The sequence below is a fragment of the Bradyrhizobium sp. NC92 genome (genome assembly GCF_025200865.1).
Lineage (GTDB): Bacteria > Pseudomonadota > Alphaproteobacteria > Rhizobiales > Xanthobacteraceae > Bradyrhizobium.
Genome location: NZ_CP104171.1, coordinates 3677815 through 3694992, shown reverse-complemented (window position 1 = coordinate 3694992; position 17178 = coordinate 3677815). Strand labels below are relative to the sequence as shown.

The window sequence follows — 17178 nt, the reverse complement described above, 5'->3', positions numbered from 1 at the left end:
ACTACGTCCGAGGAGGGATTCTGGATTGCTTCGCTGCGCTCGCAATGACGGTGGTTAGCGACTGAGCCACTCCAGCACACCCCTGCCCGCCGCGGCCCCCGTCGCAAACGAAGCCTGCAACAGATAGCCGCCGGTTGGTGCTTCCCAATCGAGCATCTCGCCTGCGGCGAACACTCCGGGCAGCTTGCGCAGCATGAAGTGTGCGTCGAGCTCGTCGAAGGTGATCCCGCCCGCCGTCGAGATCGCCCGATCGATCGGAGCCACGCCGGTGAGCTGAAGCGCAATGGCGTTGACCAGCTGCGCCAGCTCGGCCGGCGAGAACGCGGCCAGCGGCCGGCCAGAGGCGATGGCCGCTTCCTGCATCACGCCGATGCCGGCCGGCGACAATTGCGCGGCCTTGCGCAGGAAGTTCGCCAGCGATTGCTTGCCGCGCACGCCCGACAGCCGCGTGGTCAGCGCCGCGGCGTCGAGGTCGGGCCGCAACGCGATCATCAGCGTCGCCTGCCCGAGACTCAGCACCGCCTCGCGCAGCTCTGACGAGAGCGCATAGATCGCGCCGCCTTCGATTCCGCTGCGGGTGATCATGGCTTCTCCGCGCACCGTGTGTGCGCCGATCGTCAGCGCCACGCTCTTGAGCGGCTGGCCCTCGAAACGGTCGCGGAACACTTTGGACCAGGCGACCGTGAAGCCGGAATTGGCGGGCCGCAACTTCGAGACGGCAACGCCTCTTGCGGTGAGGATCTCGACCCAGCTTCCGTCCGATCCGAGCCGCGGCCAGCTTGCGCCGCCAAGGGCGAGCAGCGTGGCGTTCGCTTCGATGGCGGAGACACCTTTCGGCGTCTGAAAGATCAGCCGTCCCTCGCCGTCCCAGCCGATCCAGCGATGGCGAAAAGCAAAGCCGACACCGCCGGCATCGAGCCGCCGCAGCCAGGCGCGTAGCAAGGGCGAAGCCTTGAAGGCCTTGGGAAACACGCGTCCGCTGCTGCCGACGAAGGTCGGCTCGCCCAGCGCTTCGCACCAGGCCCGGAGCGCATCGGGTGAAAACGCGTCGATCGCCGCTTGCAGCTTCGGTGCGGCCTCGCGGTAGCGCGCCGTGAACTGCGGCAGCGGTTCGCTGTGGGTGAGATTGAGCCCACCGCGGCCCGCCATCAGGAACTTGCGCCCCGCAGACGGCATCGCGTCGTAGACCGTGACGCGCGCGCCTCCTGACGCCAGCACCTCCGCCGCCATCAGGCCGGCGGGACCTGCGCCGATGACGGCGACGGCCGTCAGAGCTTGATCCCCGCCCGCGCCGCGGCCTGCGCGACGTATTTCTGCGTCTGCTCGAACGCGCCCTGCAGCGCTCTGGCCTTCGACATGTCGCTGATCTCGGCGAAATGCGCGGCAATCGCATCGGGCGTCCACTCGCTCTCCGGCAGGTTGATGCCTTCGCTCTCCAAAATCTTGATCACCGCAAACGAGCCGGCACCGGCGCCCATGATGGTGCGGGTCGGGGCATCCTCGCTCAGCATGTACTCGACCGCGGGCGTGATCGCGTTCGGCTTCATCAGCTGCAACGCCTGCGGCGGCAGCAGCTCTTCGGTCATGCGCGTCGCCGCCGTCGGCGAGATGATGTTGACGCGGATGTCGTTCTTGCGACCTTCCTCGGCGAGCACGTTCATCAGGCCAACCATGCCGGTTTTGGCGGCGCCGTAATTGGCCTGGCCGAAATTGCCGTAGAGGCCGGAGGACGACGTCGTCAGCACGATGCGACCGTAATTGCGGTCACGCATGCCGGCCCAGGCCGCCTTGCAGCAATAGAAGGTGCCAACGAGATGCACGTCGAGCACCTTCTGGAAATCGGCGACTTCCATCTTGCCGAACGACTTGTCGCGCAGGATGCCGGCATTGGCGCACAGAAGATCGACGCTGCCCCACTCCCTGGTGGCGCGCTCGACCATGGCGGTGACCTGCTCGAAATTGGAGACGTCGGCGCCGTCGGCCATCGCGGTGCCGCCCGCTTTGCGGATCTCCTCGACCACGGCTTCGGCCGGCGACAGCGAGCCGCCGGTGCCGTCGCGCGCGCCGCCGAAATCGTTGACCACGACCTTGGCGCCGCGGCTCGCCAGCCCCAGCGCATGCGCGCGTCCGAGACCATTGCCCGCGCCGGTGACGACGCGTCCGTCGAACCTGATTGCCATGAGTGCGTTTCCTTTCTTCCTTCTCCCCTTGCGGGAGAAGGTGGCGCGCAACGCGCGCCGGATGAGGGGTATCTCTCGGCAGCCGAGTTCGTGGAGAGATACCCCTCACCCGGCTTCGCGTTCCGCGAAGCCACCCTCTCCCGCAGGGGGAGAGGGTGCACCGAGCGTGAATTATGCAGCTTTTGAGCAGCGATGGGTTGCCGGGTCAAGGCCGGCAACGGCGGCACGGGCCTATTCGAAATAGATCAGGCCGAGCCACTCGGCGACCAGTGCCGGCTTGTCCTCGCCCTCGATCTCCACCGTGACGTTGGTGCGGGACTGCAATTCGTTCGGCTTGCGGAGCTTGGCTTCCGCCAGCACGAAGCGGCCGCGCACGCGCTTGCCTGACCGCACCGGCGAGATGAAGCGCAGCTTGTCGAAGCCGTAATTCACGCCCATCGTGGTGCCGGCGATGACAGGCATCACCTCGTATGACATGATCGACAGCAGCGACATCGTGAGAAAGCCGTGCGCGATGGTGGTGCCGAAGGCGGTCTCCTTCTTCGCGCGTTCCGGATCGACGTGGATGAACTGGCGATCCTCGATCACGTCGGCATAGGTGTCGATGCGGGGCTGATCGATCAGATGCCATGACGACACGCCGATCTCCTTGCCGACCATGGCCTGATAGGCTTCGAGCGTTACAGGCGGCTTCTTCCAGACTTCGTTCACTTAGGTCTCACTCCGTGTCTTCGCCAGCTCCGGAAAATCCTCCTCACGGAATTCCCGGCCGCGCAAGGGATCGCTCCGATCATCGTCGCGTTCGAGCCGTCGTAGCTGGACGCGGCGGATCTTTCCAGAGATCGTCTTCGGCAGCTCGGTGACGATTTCGAGGCGGCGGATGCGCTTGAACGGCGCCAGACGCGCGTGCAGGTGCTTGAAGATGGAGAGCGCGGTTTCCGGCGTCCGCTCTGCGCCCGCGGTCAGCAGCACGAAGGCCTTGGGGATCGCAAGCCGGATCGGGTCCGGGCTCGGCACCACCGCAGCTTCCGCGACGAGTTCGTGCTCGAGCAGGACGCTCTCGAGCTCGAACGGGCTGATGCGGTAGTCCGAGGATTTGAACACGTCGTCGGAGCGCCCGACGAAGGTGAGATAGCCGTCCTCATCCGCAAACACCACGTCGCCGCTGCGATAGAGCGCGCCTTCGGCGCCGGACAATTTGCCGTCGTCGCCCTGATAGCCCTGCATCAGGCCCGCGGGGCGGTCAGCGTCCAGCACCAACGTCACCTCGCCCTCCTTTGCGGGATTGCCGTCGGCATCGCTGATCTGCACGCGATAGCCCGGCAGCGGCCGGCCCATCGAGCCGATCTTGATGGGCTGCCCCGGCGAGTTGCCGGCGAGCGCCGTGGTCTCGGTCTGGCCGTAGCCGTCGCGGATGGTGAGGCCCCAGGCGGCCTGCACCTGGTCGATCACTTCAGGGTTGAGCGGCTCGCCGGCGCCGCAGACTTCGCGAAGCGCCACCTTGAAGGAAGCCAGGTTCTCCTGGATGAACAGCCGCCACACCGTCGGCGGCGCGCACAGCGTGGTGACGCCGCAGCGGCCGATAGTGGCGAGCAGCGCTTTGGCGTCGAAGCGCGGCTGGTTGACCACGAACACGGTCGCACCGGCATTCCACGGCGCGAAGAAGCAGCTCCAGGCATGCTTGGCCCAGCCGGGCGAAGAGATGTTGAGATGGACGTCGCCGGGCTTCAGCCCGATCCAGTACATCGTCGAGAGATGGCCGACGGGATAGCTGCGCTGACTGTGCCTGACGAGCTTTGGTTTTGCTGTCGTACCCGAGGTGAAATAGAGCAGCATCGGATCGTCGGCATGGGTCGGACCATCAGGCGCAAAACTTTCGGAAGCCTTGGCCGCCTCGTCAAATGCAAGCCAACCGTCGGAGGCCGTGCCGACGACGATGCGGACGACATTCTCCGCGCCCAAGCTCGCGAATTTTGCGACCTGGTCCTGCGCCGCGATCACCGCCCTCGCCTTGCCGCGATCGAGCCGGTCGCGCAGCTCGTCGGCGGTCAGCAGCGTCGTGGCGGGAATGACGACCACGCCGAGCTTCATCGCGGCGAGCATCGTCTCCCACAGCGGTACCACATTGCCGAGCAGCAGCAGGAGATGATCGCCGCGCTTCAAACCCTGCGCGCGAAGGAAGTTCGCGACCTGGTTGGAGCGACGCGACAGCGCCGCGAAAGACAGCTTTGTCTGCTTGTCCTGGGCGGCGTCGACGATCCAGAGCGCAGGCCGATCCTTGCTGTCCGCATTGGCCGCGAGCTCAGCGTCGAACCAGTCGAGCGCCCAGTTGAAAGGAACCGGATCAGGCCAGCGGAAACCCTTGACCGCTGCTTCGTAATCCGTGCGGTGTTGCAGAAGGAACGCGCGTGCTTCCTGGAATGTGGTCATCAAGCTTTCCCGGCCAAACTCCTAACGTGCTTGATAATTCCGGAAAAATCCACCCCGCCCTGGCCGGCTGCGTCGAAAGACTGATAGATCTCCTGCGCATGCTTGCCGAGCGGCGTCGCCGCGCCCGCAGCTTTCGCCGCATCCTGCGCCAGGGTGAGGTCCTTCACCATCAGCGCCGAGGCAAAGCCCGGCTTGTAGTCGTTGTTGGCCGGCGAGGTCGGCACCGGGCCGGGCACCGGGCAATAGGTCGTCAGCGACCAGCACTGGCCGGACGAGGTCGAGGCGACGTCGAACAGCGCCTGATGCGAGAGCCCGAGCTTCTCACCGAGCGCAAAGGCTTCGCTCACCGCGATCATGGAAATGCCGAGGATCATGTTGTTGCAGATTTTCGCGGCCTGGCCCGCACCGGCCCCGCCGCAATGCACGATCTTCTTGCCCATGTTCTCGAGCACGGGCTTTGCCGCGGCAAATGCCTTCTCCTCGCCGCCGCACATGAAGGTGAGCGTCGCGCCCTTGGCGCCGCCCGTGCCGCCGGAGACCGGCGCATCGACCGAGAGCACGCCGTGCTTGGCGGCGAGCGCATGCGCGGCCCGCGCGCTCTCGACGTCGATGGTGGAGCTGTCGATGATCAGCGTCCCCTTGGTCATGACAGGCACGACCTCGTTCCAGACGCCGAGCACGTGCTTGCCTGCGGGGAGCATGGTGACCACGATATCGGCGCCCTTCACCGCCGCGGGCGCGCTGTCGGCAATGCTGGCGCCATCGGCCCTGGCCTGATTGCGCGAGGCTTCGACCAGATCGAACGCCACCACCTTGTGGCCCGCCTTGACGAGGTTGGCCGCCATCGGGCCGCCCATGTTGCCGAGACCGATGAATGCGATCGTGGCCATTGTCGTTTCCTCCGCTGTCGCGTTGTTAATTGAACTTCAATTCGTCGGCGCCGATTTCGGCGAGATAGGGCGCCAGCATCTCCGGCCTCACATCCTCGATTGCTCGCGGCGACCAGGTCGGGTTGCGATCCTTGTCGATCACGGCGGCGCGCACGCCTTCGCGAAAATCATCGCTCCGAAACACTTCCAGCGCGGCGCGGTATTCGCGCACCAGGCACTCTTCCAGGCTCGATCCGCGCGCAAGCCGCAGCAGTTTGAGCGTCACCACCATGCCGCGCGGCGATTTTTCGTTCAGCGTCTTCAGCGTGGCCAGCGCGAACTCGGAACCATCGCGCTTCAGCGTAGCGAAAATGTCCTCCATGCGGTCGAAGCCGAACAACGCATCGATGATCGGCTCCTTGGCGGCGACCGGCCCCGCAGTCTCGCCCGTCGCAAAGCCGCTGATGAGCTTGCCGACATCGTCAGCGGTCGCACCAAGGCGCACCTTGGTCAGTGCCTCGCGCAGCTCCGGCAATCTCGCCGCCGGCACAACCCAATCGGCAAACTTCGCATGGATCGCGTCCGGCCCGTTCATGGTCTGGCCGGTCAGCCCGAAATAGGTGCCGATCTCGCCCGGCGCATGCGACAGCAGATAGGTGCCGCCGACATCGGGGAAGAAGCCGAGGCCGACTTCGGGCATCGCGAGCTTCGTGCGATCGGTGACGACGCGGTGGCTGGCATGCGCGGAAAGCCCGACGCCGCCGCCCATGACAATGCCGTCCATGAAGGCGACATAGGGTTTTGGAAACTTCTTGATTCGGGCATTGAGGACATACTCCTCCCGCCACAGGATCTTGCCGAGATCGCCACCAGCCTTCGAGCTTTCCCAGAGCGTGCGGATGTCGCCGCCGGCGCAGAGGCCGCGCTCGCCGGCGCCTTCAAGCAGGATCACGGCAACGGCAGGATCAGCCTCGAAGCGGTCGAGCGCCTTGTCGATGTCGCGAAACATCTCCAGCGTGACGGCGTTGATCGCCTTGGGGCGGTTGAGCCTGATGATGCCGGCGGCGCCCTCGACGCGGGCGACGAGATCGCCCTCTTCCGCTGCCGTCATCGCGCGCCCTCGATCAATTTGCGCGCCACGATGAGCCGCATGATTTCATTGGTGCCTTCGAGGATCTGGTGCACGCGTAAGTCGCGCACGATCTTCTCGATGCCGTATTCGCTGAGGTAACCGTAGCCGCCGTGAAGCTGCAGCGCATGGTTGGCGACCTCAAAGCCGACATCGGTGCCGAAGCGTTTTGCCATGGCGCATAGCATGGTGGCATCGGGGTCCTTGCGGTCGAGCGCCGCCGCAGCACGCCACAGGAAGGTGCGCGCGGCCTCGAGCTCGATCGCCATGTCGGCAAGACGGAATTGCAGCGCCTGGAATTCGTCCAGCCGCTTTCCAAACGCCTTGCGCTCCTTCATGTAGGCGCGCGCCTTGTCGAGCGCGGCCTGCGCGCCGCCGAGCGAGCACGCCGTAATGTTGAGACGGCCGCCGTCGAGGCCGGCCATCGCGATCTTGAAGCCTGTGCCCTCCTCGTTCAGGCGATTGGCCACAGGCACGCGGGCGTTCTCGAATATCACCGCGCGGGTCGGCTGCGCGTTCCAACCCATCTTGCGCTCATTGGCGCCGAAGGAGACGCCGGGTGTCTTGCCGTCGATGACGAGGGTCGAGATGCCGCCGGGACCATCGCCGCCGGTCCTGACCATCGCGACCAGAACGTCGGTACGGCCGGCGCCGGAGATGAACTGCTTCTGGCCGTTGAGGACGTAATGATCGCCGTCGCGTACCGCGCGGGTGCGCAGCGCTGCCGCGTCCGAGCCGGCGCCCGGCTCGGTCAGGCAGTAGCTCGCGATCAGCTCCATGGTGCAGAGCTTTGGCAGCCATTGATGGCGCTGGGTGTCGCTGCCGAAGGCATCGATCATCCAGCTCGCCATGTTGTGGATGGAGATGAAGGCCGAGGTGGTCGGACAGCCCGTCGCCAGCGCCTCGAAGATCAGCGCCGCGTCGAACCGCGTCATGGCGGAGCCGCCGACATCCTCGCGGATGTAGATGCCGCCCATGCCGAGCGTAGCCGCCTCGCGCATCAGGTCGACGGGGAAATGCTTCTCCTCGTCCCAGCGCAGCGCATGCGGCGCGATCTTCTCCCCCGCAAACGCCAGCGCCATGTCGCGAAGGACGACCTGATCCTCGTTCAGAGCGAATTGCATGCTGGGCTCCTCACCTTCCTCGTCATTGCGAGGAGCAGAGCGACGAAGCAATCCAGACTGTCTCTGCGGAAAGATTCTGGATTGCTTCGCTGCGCTCGCAATGACGGGCTGGGCTACAGCCTTACTTCATCAGCGGGATCGAGAACTCCGCACCCTCCTTGACGCCGGACGGCCAGCGCGAGGTCACCGTCTTGGTCTTGGTGTAGAAGCGGACCGAATCCGGACCGTGCTGGTTGAGATCGCCGAAGCCCGACTTCTTCCAGCCGCCGAAGGTGTAATAGGCGATCGGCACCGGGATCGGCACGTTGATGCCGACCATGCCGACATTGACCTTGGCCGCGAAGTCGCGCGCGGCATCGCCGTCGCGGGTGAAGATGGCAACGCCGTTGCCGTAGTCGTGGTCGGACGGCAGCGCCAGCGCTTCCTTGTAGTCATGCGCGCGCACGACCGAGAGCACCGGGCCGAAGATCTCTTCCTTGTAGATCCGCATGTCCTTGGTGACGTTGTCGAACAGCGAACCGCCGAGATAGAAGCCGTTCTCGTAGCCCTGCATCTTGAAGCCGCGGCCGTCGACCGCCAGCGTCGCGCCTTCCTTGATGCCGATGTCGATATAGCTCTTGACCTTCTCGACCGCCTCGCGCGTGACGAGTGGGCCGTAATCGGCCGACGGATCGATCGAGGTGCCGATCTTCAAGGACTCGACGCGCGGGACCAGCTTTTCCATCAGCCGGTCGGCGGTGGACTTGCCGACGGGGACGGCGACGGAGACGGCCATGCAGCGCTCGCCGGCCGAGCCGTAGCCGGCGCCGATCAGCGCGTCGACGGCCTGATCCATGTCGGCGTCGGGCATGACGATGGCGTGGTTCTTGGCGCCGCCGAAGCACTGGCAGCGCTTGCCGGTCTGGGCTGCGCGCTCATAGATGTATTGCGCGATCGGGGTCGACCCGACGAAGCCGACGGCCTTGATATCGGGATCGTCGAGGATGGCGTCGACCGCTTCCTTGTCACCATTGACGACATTGAGGATGCCGGCCGGCAGGCCCGCCTCGATCATCAGCTCGGCGAGCAGCATCGGCACGCCGGGATCGCGCTCGGACGGCTTGAGGATGAAGGCGTTGCCGCAGGCAATGGCAGGGGCGAACTTCCACATCGGGATCATCGCCGGGAAGTTGAACGGCGTGATGCCGGCGACGACGCCGAGCGGCTGGCGCATCGAATAGATGTCGATGCCGGGGCCGGCGCCTTCGGTGTATTCGCCCTTCATCAGATGCGGAATGCCGCAGGCGAATTCCGCGACTTCGAGGCCGCGCTGAATGTCGCCCTTGGCGTCGGGCACGGTCTTGCCATGCTCACGCGCCAGCAGCTCGGCGAGCTTGTCGTAGTCGCGCTGCACCAGCTCGACGAACTTCGACATGACGCGGGCGCGGCGCTGCGGGTTGGTCGCGGCCCATTCCGGCTGCGCGGCGCGCGCGTTCTCGACGGCGGCGCGAACCTCGGCCTTGGACGCCAGCGCGACCTTGGCCTGTACGTCGCCGGTCATCGGCTCGAAGACGTCGGCAGTGCGGCCCGAGGTGCCCTTAACTTCCTTGCCACCGATGAAATGTCCGACTGAACGCATGGAATGATCTCCTTGAGGTCGAGCTTGAACGCTTTGACAAATCCTATCGACCTGCATTTATTGGGATTCAAGTCTGAGATAATGCACCATAGATGTGCGAAAATGCTGGATCAAGGTACCATCGACTGGGACGACTTTCGCTTCGTGCTGGCCATCGTGCGGGGCGGCTCGGTGTCGGCTGCGGCAAAACAGCTGGGGGTCGACCATGCCACGGTGATCCGCCGCGTCGACCGGCTGGAGAAGCACCTCTCGGCCAAGCTGTTTGACCGGCGCAAGACCGGCTACCTCCTCACCGAGGCCGGCCAACGCGTCGCCGACAGCGCCGAAGCCATGGAATCCACCATCGTCGCCAACCAGGAGCAGGTCGGTGGCTCGGTCGCGCGGCTGACCGGAACGGTGCGGATCGGCGCACCCGACGGGTTCGGCACCGCCTTCCTGGCGCCGCGGCTGGCGCCGTTCGCGGACCGCTATCCCGATCTGGATCTGCAACTTGTGGCCACGGCGCGGCTGTTCAGCCTCTCCAAGCGCGAGGCCGATATCGCCATCAGCCTGACCATGCCGAAGGAAGGTCGCATCGTCGGGCGCAAGCTGCTCGACTACCGCCTTGGACTCTATGCGGCCCCCGCCTATCTCGACCGCTTCCCAAAAATCGCCTCGCGGCAGGACCTGACGCAGCACCGCTTCGTCGGCTATATCGAGGAACTCTTGTTCACGCCGGAGCTCGATTATCTGCCGCAGGTGTCGCCGCGGATCTCGGCGCGCTTTCGCAGCGCCAATCTGATCGCGCAGCTCAACGCCACGCTCTCAGGCTTCGGCATCGCCGTCCTGCCCCACTTCATGGCGAGCGATTATCCGCAGTTGGTGGCCGTGCTGCCGGAGGAGATTTCGATCACGCGGACATTCTGGATGCTGATGCACGCCGACAGCAAGGACCTGGCGCGGATCAGGGCCGTGGCGGATTACATTTCGGAGATTGTCGAGCGCGAGCGGGCGTTGTTTGCAGGGCGGTAGCACCGCTGCCGTAGGGTGGGTTAGCCGAAGGCGTAACCCACCTCTTCTGTCTCCGCGGACAGACACAGTGGTGGGTTACGCCAAGCGAATGCGCTTCGCGCAATCGCATGGCTAACCCACCCTACGGCACCTCGCCTAGTTCTGCTTCGCCTTCTTCGCCGCCGCCCCCTTCGGCTCACGCTTCGCTCCCTCGAGCGCGTGGTCCCGACCCGCCTTCAGCACCTCGTCGGACAATTCGCTCGAGCCGGCAATGCGCGCCAGCAGCATGGTACCGGCCATCGTCGCCAGCGTCGCGATCGCCTGCTTGCGGGCTGCCTTGCGCGGCGCGTTCGGAATGTAGTCGGTCATCAGCTCGATCATCTCGTCGAGCTTGCCGGCGAAGGCCTTTCTGGTCTTCGGGCTCTCACGAGCGATCTCGGCGCCGAGCGAAGGGATCGAACAGCCGTGGCCGGGATTGTCGCGGTGCAGCGCCGAGAGATAGGCCTCGGCGATCAGCGCCAGCCGCTTCTCCGGCGAGGCCTCGCCGGTGAGCTTGCGCCAGTGTTCCATCGAACGGTCCATGGCGTAGGCAAAGGCTTCGATCACCAGCGCCTCACGGGAGTCGAAATGCGCGTAAAAGCCGCCGTGGGTCAGGCCCGCCTCCTTCATGAGGTCGGCGACGCCGATGCCATGGGCACCCTTCTCCCGCAGCCGCACCGAGGCCTTCTTCACGATGCGGTCGTGGGTTTCCTGCTTGTGTTCCCGGGAATAGCGCATGCGGAGCTCATTGGATGTCGGAGATCATCTCATAACATGCAAATGACGAAATGGGTGCATTAATTCATGTTAAGTTGCTTCCGATCATGGAGAACGTTGCAGTTGCGTGCACCGCGAGGGCCCCCTTGCCGTCCCGGACGAAGCCTTCGGTATAGCTGGTCTGGCGCCCGAGCTTGATGATCTTGCCCTCGGCCGAGATCAGCCCCGAGCGAACCGATAGCGGGCGCAGATAGGTCAGCTTCAGATCGAGGGTCACCGAGCTTTGTCCGGCCTCGAGTCGGGTCGAGATGGCACATCCCATGGCCGTATCGAGCAGCGCCGCGGCGGTCGCACCATGCAGAAGACCGATGGTGTTTTCGAGATCCTGGCGCGGCTCCAGTTCCATGACGATCCGGCCCGGCTCGACCACGGCCATGATGAACCCGATCAGCTTTGCGAAGGGCGGCGGCGGCAGCCGGCCGTCACGGATGCCCAGCATGGCCTCCATGCCCGACAGACCCATGGCCACCTTGGCGACCGGCGCAGGCACCTGCCAGTCCACCACGCGTTCGCGCCGCTGCGTGGGCGAAAACAGGTCGAGTCGATCATTACCGGTCATGGCAGCCTCTTTAGATGATCTGCATCATACTATGCCACGGACTTCACGCTGGCAACTCCGCTGCCCTGCCCGCTTGACAAGCCGGGGGTTTCGGCCCGGAAGTGATCCCGACCGGCGCACCTTGCGCATGTCCACGAAACCTCGAGACTCCACGATGGAAATGCTCAACAACCACTGCGGCGTGACGCGCGATGCGCGCGGCGTCGTTCACGTCGCCATCTGCAACGCCGGCCCGCTCAACATTCTCGGCTCGCCGGTGACCGACGCCGTGCGCGAAGGCCTGCAGCAGCTAAGCTCCGACCGCAGCATCCGCGTCGTGGTGCTGCGCGGCCAGAGCGAGAAGAGCCTGATCGGCGGGGCCGACATCAAGGAGATGGCCGGGCTCGACCAGAGATCCGCGGAAGCCTTCATCAGCCGCCTGCGCGATCTCTGCGAGGCGGTGCGCCAGTTCCCGGCTCCGGTCATCGCACGCATGCCGGGGTGGTGCCTCGGCGGCGGGCTCGAAGTGGCAGCGGCCTGCGACTTCCGCATCGCCGCGCACGACGCCCATTTCGGCATGCCCGAGGTGCGCGTCGGCATCCCCTCGGTGATTCACGCCGCGCTGTTGCCGCGCCTGATCGGCTGGGCCCGCGCGCGCTGGCTGGTGATGACGGCGGAGAACATAGATGCAGCCACTGCGCTCGCCTGGGGGCTGATCGACAAGGTCGCGCCGGAGGGCGGGCTGGATGCGGAGATCGAGCACCTGGTGAAGGCCTTGCTCGAATGCGGCGCCGAGGCGCTGCGGTCGCAGAAGGCGCTGCTGCGGCAGTGGGAAGAGCTGCCTCTGACCGAGTCGGTGAATTTGAGCGTGAAAGTGTTCGGCGAGTCGTTCCTGACGGATGAGCCAACGCGGTTGATGGGCGCGTTTGTGAACCGGAAGCGGTAAACGCTTCGATACCGGTGTCATGCCCCGCGAAGGCGGGGCATCCAGTACGCCGCGCCTTCTCGGTTCTAACCGCGTCGTCTGTGGAATACCGGATCACCCGCCTTCGCGGGTGATGACAGTGTACGGTCGATTGACACCTTCCCGATCGAACGACCAAATCTCATCCGGCCCACGACATTTTCTCATCCCTGCCGCGGTTGCATTTTTTGCGCCGCATCATATGATGATCGTCATCTTACCTATCATCGCCAGGGAGCCCATCATGGCCGAAGCCGCCGATCCCGTCGTCATCGTCTCCGCCGCACGTACCCCGCTCGGCCGCTTCATGGGCGAATTGTCGCCGCTCCCCGCGCACAAGCTCGGCTCACACGTGATCGGTGCGGCGCTGGAGCGCGCCAAGCTTGCGCCCGAGAAGGTCGACGAGGTCTTCATGGGCTGCGTGCTGCCGGCCGGTCAGGGCCAGGCGCCGGCGCGGCAGGCGGCGCGCCGCGCGGGTCTGCCTGACGCGACCGGTGCCACCACCGTCAACAAGGTCTGCGGCTCCGGCATGAAAGCGACCATGCTGGCGCACGACATCATCCGCGCCGGCTCGGCCGACATCGTCGTCTCCGGCGGCATGGAGAGCATGAGCAACGCGCCCTACCTGCTGGCCAAGGCGCGCGGCGGCTATCGCGTCGGCCATGACCGCATCATCGACCACATGATGATGGACGGCCTGGAGGACGCCTACGAGACCGGCCGGTCCATGGGCGATTTCGGCGAGGCCACGGCGGAGGCTTACCAGTTCACTCGCAAGGACCAGGACGCCTATGCGATCGAGACGCTGAGCCGCGCCCGCAAGGCCGTCGAGGGCGGCGCATTCAAGGCTGAGATCGCGCCGATCACGCTGACCGAAAAGGCCGGACCGCGCGTGATCGCCAACGACGAGCATCCGCTGAAGGTCGACCCCGCCAAGATCCCCGGATTGAAACCGGCATTCCGCGCCAACGGCACGATCACGCCGGCCGCCTCCTCCGCCAATGCCGACGGCGCCGCCGCGCTGGTTCTGACCAAGCGCTCGCTTGCAGATCGGGGCGGCCTGCCCGTTCTCGCCGAGATCAAGGGCCACGCCACCCACAGCCAGGAGCCGCAATGGTTCACCACGGCGCCGATCCCGGCGATCCGCAAGCTCCTGGACAAGGTCGGCTGGGCTGCCTCCGACGTCGACCTGTTCGAGATTAACGAGGCCTTCGCCGTGGTGGCGATGGCGGCGCAGCGCGATCTCGGCATTCCCCGCGAGAAGCTCAACATCAACGGCGGCGCCTGCGCTCTGGGCCACCCGATCGGCGCCACCGGGGCGCGGCTGATCGTGACGCTGCTGCATGCGCTGGAGGCCAACAACCTCAAGCGCGGTATCGCGGCGCTGTGCATTGGCGGCGGCGAAGCCACCGCAATCGCAGTCGAACGGTCAGCTCGCTGACCGCCAATGTCCGAAATTGAGGGAAGTCTTGGCATTTTAGACTTTCCTTGTCTGTGCCAGATTGCAACGATGATGCGGGTCTCTCTGGGGCCCGCCAACCAAATTGAGGCCCGATGATCTCGAACTGGCTCGCGGCAGCACTGTCCCGCCGCAACATCCATTACGGCTGGGTGATGGTCGGCGTGACATTTCTCGCCGCGCTGATCAGCGCCGGCACGGTGGGCGCGCCCGGCGTGTTCATCGTGCCCCTGCAGAAGGAGTTCGGCTGGAGCACGGCGGAGATTTCCTCCGCGTTGTCGATCCGCTTCATCCTGTTCGGGCTGATGGCGCCGTTCGCGGCCGCCCTGCTCAACCGCTATGGCCTGCGCAACGTCACGCTGGCCGCTCAGCTGATCGTGGTCTCGGCGCTCGTGCTCTCGCTCGGCATGACCGAGGTCTGGCAGCTCATTGCTCTCTGGGGCGTGGTGATCGGGATCGGCACCGGCATGACGGCCTTGGTGCTCGGCGCGACCATCGCCACGCGCTGGTTCGCGGCAAGGCGCGGCCTCGTCGTCGGCATTGTGACCGCGAGCGTCGCCACCGGCCAGCTCGTGTTCCTGCCGCTGCTCGCAAGCCTCACCGAACGTTTCGGCTGGCGGCTCGCGCTCGGCTTCGTCTGTATCATGCTCGGCGTTTCCGCCCTGGCCGTGCTGCTCGCGATGCGCGACCGCCCCAGCGACGTCGGGCTGCGGCCGTTCGGCGACGAAGGCACCGAGCCGCTGCCCGCGCCGCCGCTCAGCCACGGCTCGATCACGGGCGTTGCGCTCGGCGCGTTGCGCGACGCCTCGACATCGATGGCGTTCTGGATCCTGTTCGCGACCTTCTTCGTCTGCGGCGCCTCCACCAACGGCCTCGTGCAGGTGCACCTGATCCCGATGTGCCTCGATTTCGGCATCCCGCAGGTGCAGGCGGCGAGCCTGCTCGCCGCGATGGGCATCTTCGATTTCTTCGGCACGATCATGTCGGGCTGGCTGTCGGACCGCTACGACAACCGCTGGCTCCTGTTCTGGTACTACGGCCTGCGCGGGCTCTCGCTGATCTTCCTGCCGTTCAGCGATTTCTCGTTCTACGGCCTCTCGGTCTTCGCGATGTTCTATGGTCTCGACTGGATCGCAACGGTGCCGCCGACGGTGCGGCTCACTGCGCAAAAGTTCGGGCCCGAGCGCGCCAATCTGGTGTTCGGCTGGATCTTCGCCGGCCATCAGCTCGGCGCCGGCACCGCGGCGTTCGGCGCAGGCTTCTCGCGCACGGTCTACCAGAGCTACCTGCCCGCCTTCTTCATCGCCGGTGCGCTCTGCGTGTTCGCGGCCTTGATCGTGCTGGCGCTGTCGCGGCAGCCGAAACTGCAGCCGGCGACGGCCTGAAGCCGGCTGACGACCCGATCGTGATGGTGACGCCGGACCCGGCGGCGTCACCATCCGCAAGACGCGCTCGGCCACATTCCCGTTAGACTCCTCGCGCCAAACGTGGACAATGCCCTCTGCACGTCACCGTGCGCAGTGCACACCAAGATGCGCCAGAGGAAACAAATGCCGGCTGCCTTCCCGTCGTCCCCACCCGCCATCCCAACCGCCCCCTTGACCGCCGAGATGCGCGATGCGTTGCGCGCGATCGTCGGCGAGAAGGGCCTGATCGAGGACGAGCACGGCAAGCACCCGTTCGTGACGGATTGGCGGGGATTGCTGGTCGGCAGCGCCGGCGCCGTCGTTCGTCCTGGGAGCACCGAGGAGGTCTCGAAAGTGGTCCGGCTCTGCCATGAGCACGGCGTCGCGATCGTGCCGCAGGGCGGCAACACCGGCCTGATGGGCGGGGCGACGCCCTGGCCTGCGCACACCGGCATCGTGCTGTCGCTCGGCCGCATGAACCGCGTGCTGGAGGTCGATCCCGTCGGCTATTCGATGACGGTCGAGGCCGGCTGCGTGTTGCAGACGCTTCAGGAGACCGCAAGCCAGCACGACCGCTTCCTGCCGCTCAGCCTCGGTGCTCAGGGCTCCTGCATGATCGGCGGCAATCTCTCCACCAACGCCGGCGGCGTGCAGGTGCTGCGCTACGGCAATGCCCGCAACCTCGTGCTGGGGCTCGAGGTCGTGCTGCCGAGCGGCGAGGTCTGGGACGGATTGCGCGCGCTCAAGAAGGACAACACCGGTTACGACCTCAAGCACCTGTTCATGGGCGCCGAGGGGACGCTGGGCATCATCACCAAGGCCGTGCTCAAGCTGTGGCCGGCGCCAAAGGACGTCTGCACGGCGTGGCTGGCGGTGCGCGATCCCCGCGCGGCGCTGGAGATCCTGTCCGAGGCGCACGCGGCATCCGAGGACAATGTCGGCTCCTGCGAGCTGCTCAGCCGGGCCGCCATTGACCTTTCCCTGCGCCACATTCCCGGCACGCAGGATCCGCTGAAGGCGGACACGCCCTGGTATCTGCTGCTGGAATGGTCGTCGGCGCGCCCGCGCCAGGACGGAACCGAGGGCATGTCCGGCAAGATGGAGCAGTTTCTCGCCGATCAACTCGAAGCCTGCCGCGTGCTGGATGCGACGATCGCGCACACATTCGCTCAATCGCGCAACATGTGGCGCATCCGAGAAGCCATGGCGGAGGCCTCCCGCGCCGAAGGACCGGGGATCAGTTTCGACGTGTCGGTTGCGATCTCCAGGATTCCGGAGTTCATCAACAAGGGCCTCAGGGCCGTGCTCGACATTCTCCCGACCATCCGGCCCTATCCGCTCGGGCACATCGGCGACGGCAATCTGCACTTTTCGTTCATGGGGCCGAAGGGCATGGACCAGCAGACGCTGAACCAATACACGGCCGCCATTACGCGGGCCGTGAACGATCTCGTCACCTCCATGGGCGGCTCGATCTCGGCGGAGCACGGCATCGGGATCGACAAGCTCGACGAGCTCAGCCACTACCGCTCCAAGACCGAGCTCGACATCATGCGCAGCATCAAACGCGCGCTCGATCCTGAGAACATCATGAATCCCGGCAAGGTGCTCCGGCTGTGATCGACTGCGAGCCCGGCGCCAACAATTTGTTCGGC

The 17178-nt window shown here is 65.7% G+C and carries 15 protein-coding genes; 5 read left to right on the top strand and 10 right to left on the bottom strand.

Annotated elements, in window-relative coordinates; genetic code table 11:
• Nucleotides 1-54: 54 nt before the first annotated feature.
• The 8 genes from N2602_RS17075 to N2602_RS17040 all read right to left on the bottom strand — a co-directional run bounded on the left by N2602_RS17075 (nucleotide 55) and on the right by N2602_RS17040 (nucleotide 9350).
• Entirely contained in the window at nucleotides 55-1272 is a 1218-nt protein-coding gene (locus N2602_RS17075; protein WP_260383669.1) for a TIGR03862 family flavoprotein, read from the bottom strand.
• The gene (locus tag N2602_RS17070) at nucleotides 1269-2180 is read right to left on the bottom strand and encodes an SDR family NAD(P)-dependent oxidoreductase (protein ID WP_260383339.1); all 912 of its coding nucleotides are present in this window, start codon (nucleotides 2178-2180) and stop codon (nucleotides 1269-1271) included. Before N2602_RS17070 ends, N2602_RS17075 begins: the two co-directional genes overlap by 4 nt.
• A 231-nt stretch (nucleotides 2181-2411) precedes the next feature.
• A complete protein-coding gene (locus N2602_RS17065; protein WP_172786352.1) occupies nucleotides 2412-2891 on the bottom strand; it encodes a MaoC family dehydratase in 480 nt (159 codons plus the stop codon).
• Complete coding sequence (locus N2602_RS17060) at nucleotides 2892-4610, bottom strand: AMP-binding protein (protein ID WP_260383338.1); 1719 nt, start codon at nucleotides 4608-4610, stop codon at nucleotides 2892-2894.
• Complete coding sequence (mmsB, locus tag N2602_RS17055; RefSeq protein WP_260383337.1) at nucleotides 4610-5500, bottom strand: 3-hydroxyisobutyrate dehydrogenase; 891 nt, start codon at nucleotides 5498-5500, stop codon at nucleotides 4610-4612. Before mmsB ends, N2602_RS17060 begins: the two co-directional genes overlap by 1 nt.
• 25 nt (nucleotides 5501-5525) lie before the next feature.
• Entirely contained in the window at nucleotides 5526-6590 is a 1065-nt protein-coding gene (locus N2602_RS17050; protein ID WP_260383336.1) for an enoyl-CoA hydratase/isomerase family protein, read from the bottom strand.
• Nucleotides 6587-7732 carry an isobutyryl-CoA dehydrogenase gene (locus N2602_RS17045; protein ID WP_260383335.1) on the bottom strand — a complete coding sequence of 382 codons (1146 nt, stop codon included), beginning with the start codon at nucleotides 7730-7732 and terminating at the stop codon, nucleotides 6587-6589. Before N2602_RS17045 ends, N2602_RS17050 begins: the two co-directional genes overlap by 4 nt.
• 121 nt (nucleotides 7733-7853) lie before the next feature.
• Nucleotides 7854-9350: a CoA-acylating methylmalonate-semialdehyde dehydrogenase gene (locus tag N2602_RS17040; RefSeq protein ID WP_260383334.1), complete on the bottom strand. Its 1497-nt coding sequence runs from the start codon at nucleotides 9348-9350 to the stop codon at nucleotides 7854-7856.
• 102 nt (nucleotides 9351-9452) lie between these two features.
• Between N2602_RS17040 and N2602_RS17035 the strand changes: the two genes are divergently transcribed.
• Nucleotides 9453-10361: a LysR family transcriptional regulator gene (locus N2602_RS17035; protein WP_172786346.1), complete on the top strand. Its 909-nt coding sequence runs from the start codon at nucleotides 9453-9455 to the stop codon at nucleotides 10359-10361.
• Between the two features lie 135 nt (nucleotides 10362-10496).
• Here the strand turns inward: N2602_RS17035 and N2602_RS17030 are convergent, their stop codons facing one another.
• Together N2602_RS17030 and N2602_RS17025 are read right to left on the bottom strand one after the other, a co-directional pair.
• Nucleotides 10497-11117 (bottom strand): TetR/AcrR family transcriptional regulator, encoded by a 621-nt coding sequence (locus tag N2602_RS17030; protein WP_172786345.1) that lies wholly within the window; start codon nucleotides 11115-11117, stop codon nucleotides 10497-10499.
• A gap of 64 nt (nucleotides 11118-11181) precedes the next feature.
• Nucleotides 11182-11715, bottom strand: coding sequence for a PaaI family thioesterase (locus N2602_RS17025; RefSeq protein ID WP_260383333.1), 534 nt, complete (start codon nucleotides 11713-11715; stop codon nucleotides 11182-11184).
• 154 nt (nucleotides 11716-11869) lie between these two features.
• Between N2602_RS17025 and N2602_RS17020 the strand changes: the two genes are divergently transcribed.
• From N2602_RS17020 to N2602_RS17005, 4 genes are all read left to right on the top strand, one after another.
• Nucleotides 11870-12640, top strand: a complete 771-nt coding sequence (locus N2602_RS17020) for an enoyl-CoA hydratase (RefSeq protein WP_172786343.1) — start codon at nucleotides 11870-11872, stop codon at nucleotides 12638-12640.
• A gap of 262 nt (nucleotides 12641-12902) precedes the next feature.
• Nucleotides 12903-14099 (top strand): acetyl-CoA C-acyltransferase, encoded by a 1197-nt coding sequence (locus N2602_RS17015; protein WP_260383332.1) that lies wholly within the window; start codon nucleotides 12903-12905, stop codon nucleotides 14097-14099.
• A 113-nt stretch (nucleotides 14100-14212) separates the two neighbouring features.
• Nucleotides 14213-15502: an MFS transporter gene (locus N2602_RS17010; RefSeq protein WP_260383331.1), complete on the top strand. Its 1290-nt coding sequence runs from the start codon at nucleotides 14213-14215 to the stop codon at nucleotides 15500-15502.
• 165 nt (nucleotides 15503-15667) lie between these two features.
• Nucleotides 15668-17143 (top strand): FAD-binding oxidoreductase, encoded by a 1476-nt coding sequence (locus N2602_RS17005; protein ID WP_260383330.1) that lies wholly within the window; start codon nucleotides 15668-15670, stop codon nucleotides 17141-17143.
• Nucleotides 17144-17178 lie beyond the last annotated feature (35 nt).

Coding starts and splice junctions, on each gene's coding strand:
- N2602_RS17070 (WP_260383339.1), bottom strand. CDS start 2,180: ATGGCAATCAGGTTCGACGGACGCGTCGTCACCGGCGCGGGCAATGGT.
- N2602_RS17005 (WP_260383330.1), top strand. CDS start 15,668: ATGCCGGCTGCCTTCCCGTCGTCCCCACCCGCCATCCCAACCGCCCCC.
- N2602_RS17030 (WP_172786345.1), bottom strand. CDS start 11,117: ATGCGCTATTCCCGGGAACACAAGCAGGAAACCCACGACCGCATCGTG.
- N2602_RS17025 (WP_260383333.1), bottom strand. CDS start 11,715: ATGACCGGTAATGATCGACTCGACCTGTTTTCGCCCACGCAGCGGCGC.
- N2602_RS17050 (WP_260383336.1), bottom strand. CDS start 6,590: ATGACGGCAGCGGAAGAGGGCGATCTCGTCGCCCGCGTCGAGGGCGCC.
- N2602_RS17060 (WP_260383338.1), bottom strand. CDS start 4,610: ATGACCACATTCCAGGAAGCACGCGCGTTCCTTCTGCAACACCGCACG.
- N2602_RS17015 (WP_260383332.1), top strand. CDS start 12,903: ATGGCCGAAGCCGCCGATCCCGTCGTCATCGTCTCCGCCGCACGTACC.
- N2602_RS17040 (WP_260383334.1), bottom strand. CDS start 9,350: ATGCGTTCAGTCGGACATTTCATCGGTGGCAAGGAAGTTAAGGGCACC.
- N2602_RS17035 (WP_172786346.1), top strand. CDS start 9,453: ATGCTGGATCAAGGTACCATCGACTGGGACGACTTTCGCTTCGTGCTG.
- N2602_RS17020 (WP_172786343.1), top strand. CDS start 11,870: ATGGAAATGCTCAACAACCACTGCGGCGTGACGCGCGATGCGCGCGGC.
- mmsB (WP_260383337.1), bottom strand. CDS start 5,500: ATGGCCACGATCGCATTCATCGGTCTCGGCAACATGGGCGGCCCGATG.
- N2602_RS17045 (WP_260383335.1), bottom strand. CDS start 7,732: ATGCAATTCGCTCTGAACGAGGATCAGGTCGTCCTTCGCGACATGGCG.
- N2602_RS17010 (WP_260383331.1), top strand. CDS start 14,213: ATGATCTCGAACTGGCTCGCGGCAGCACTGTCCCGCCGCAACATCCAT.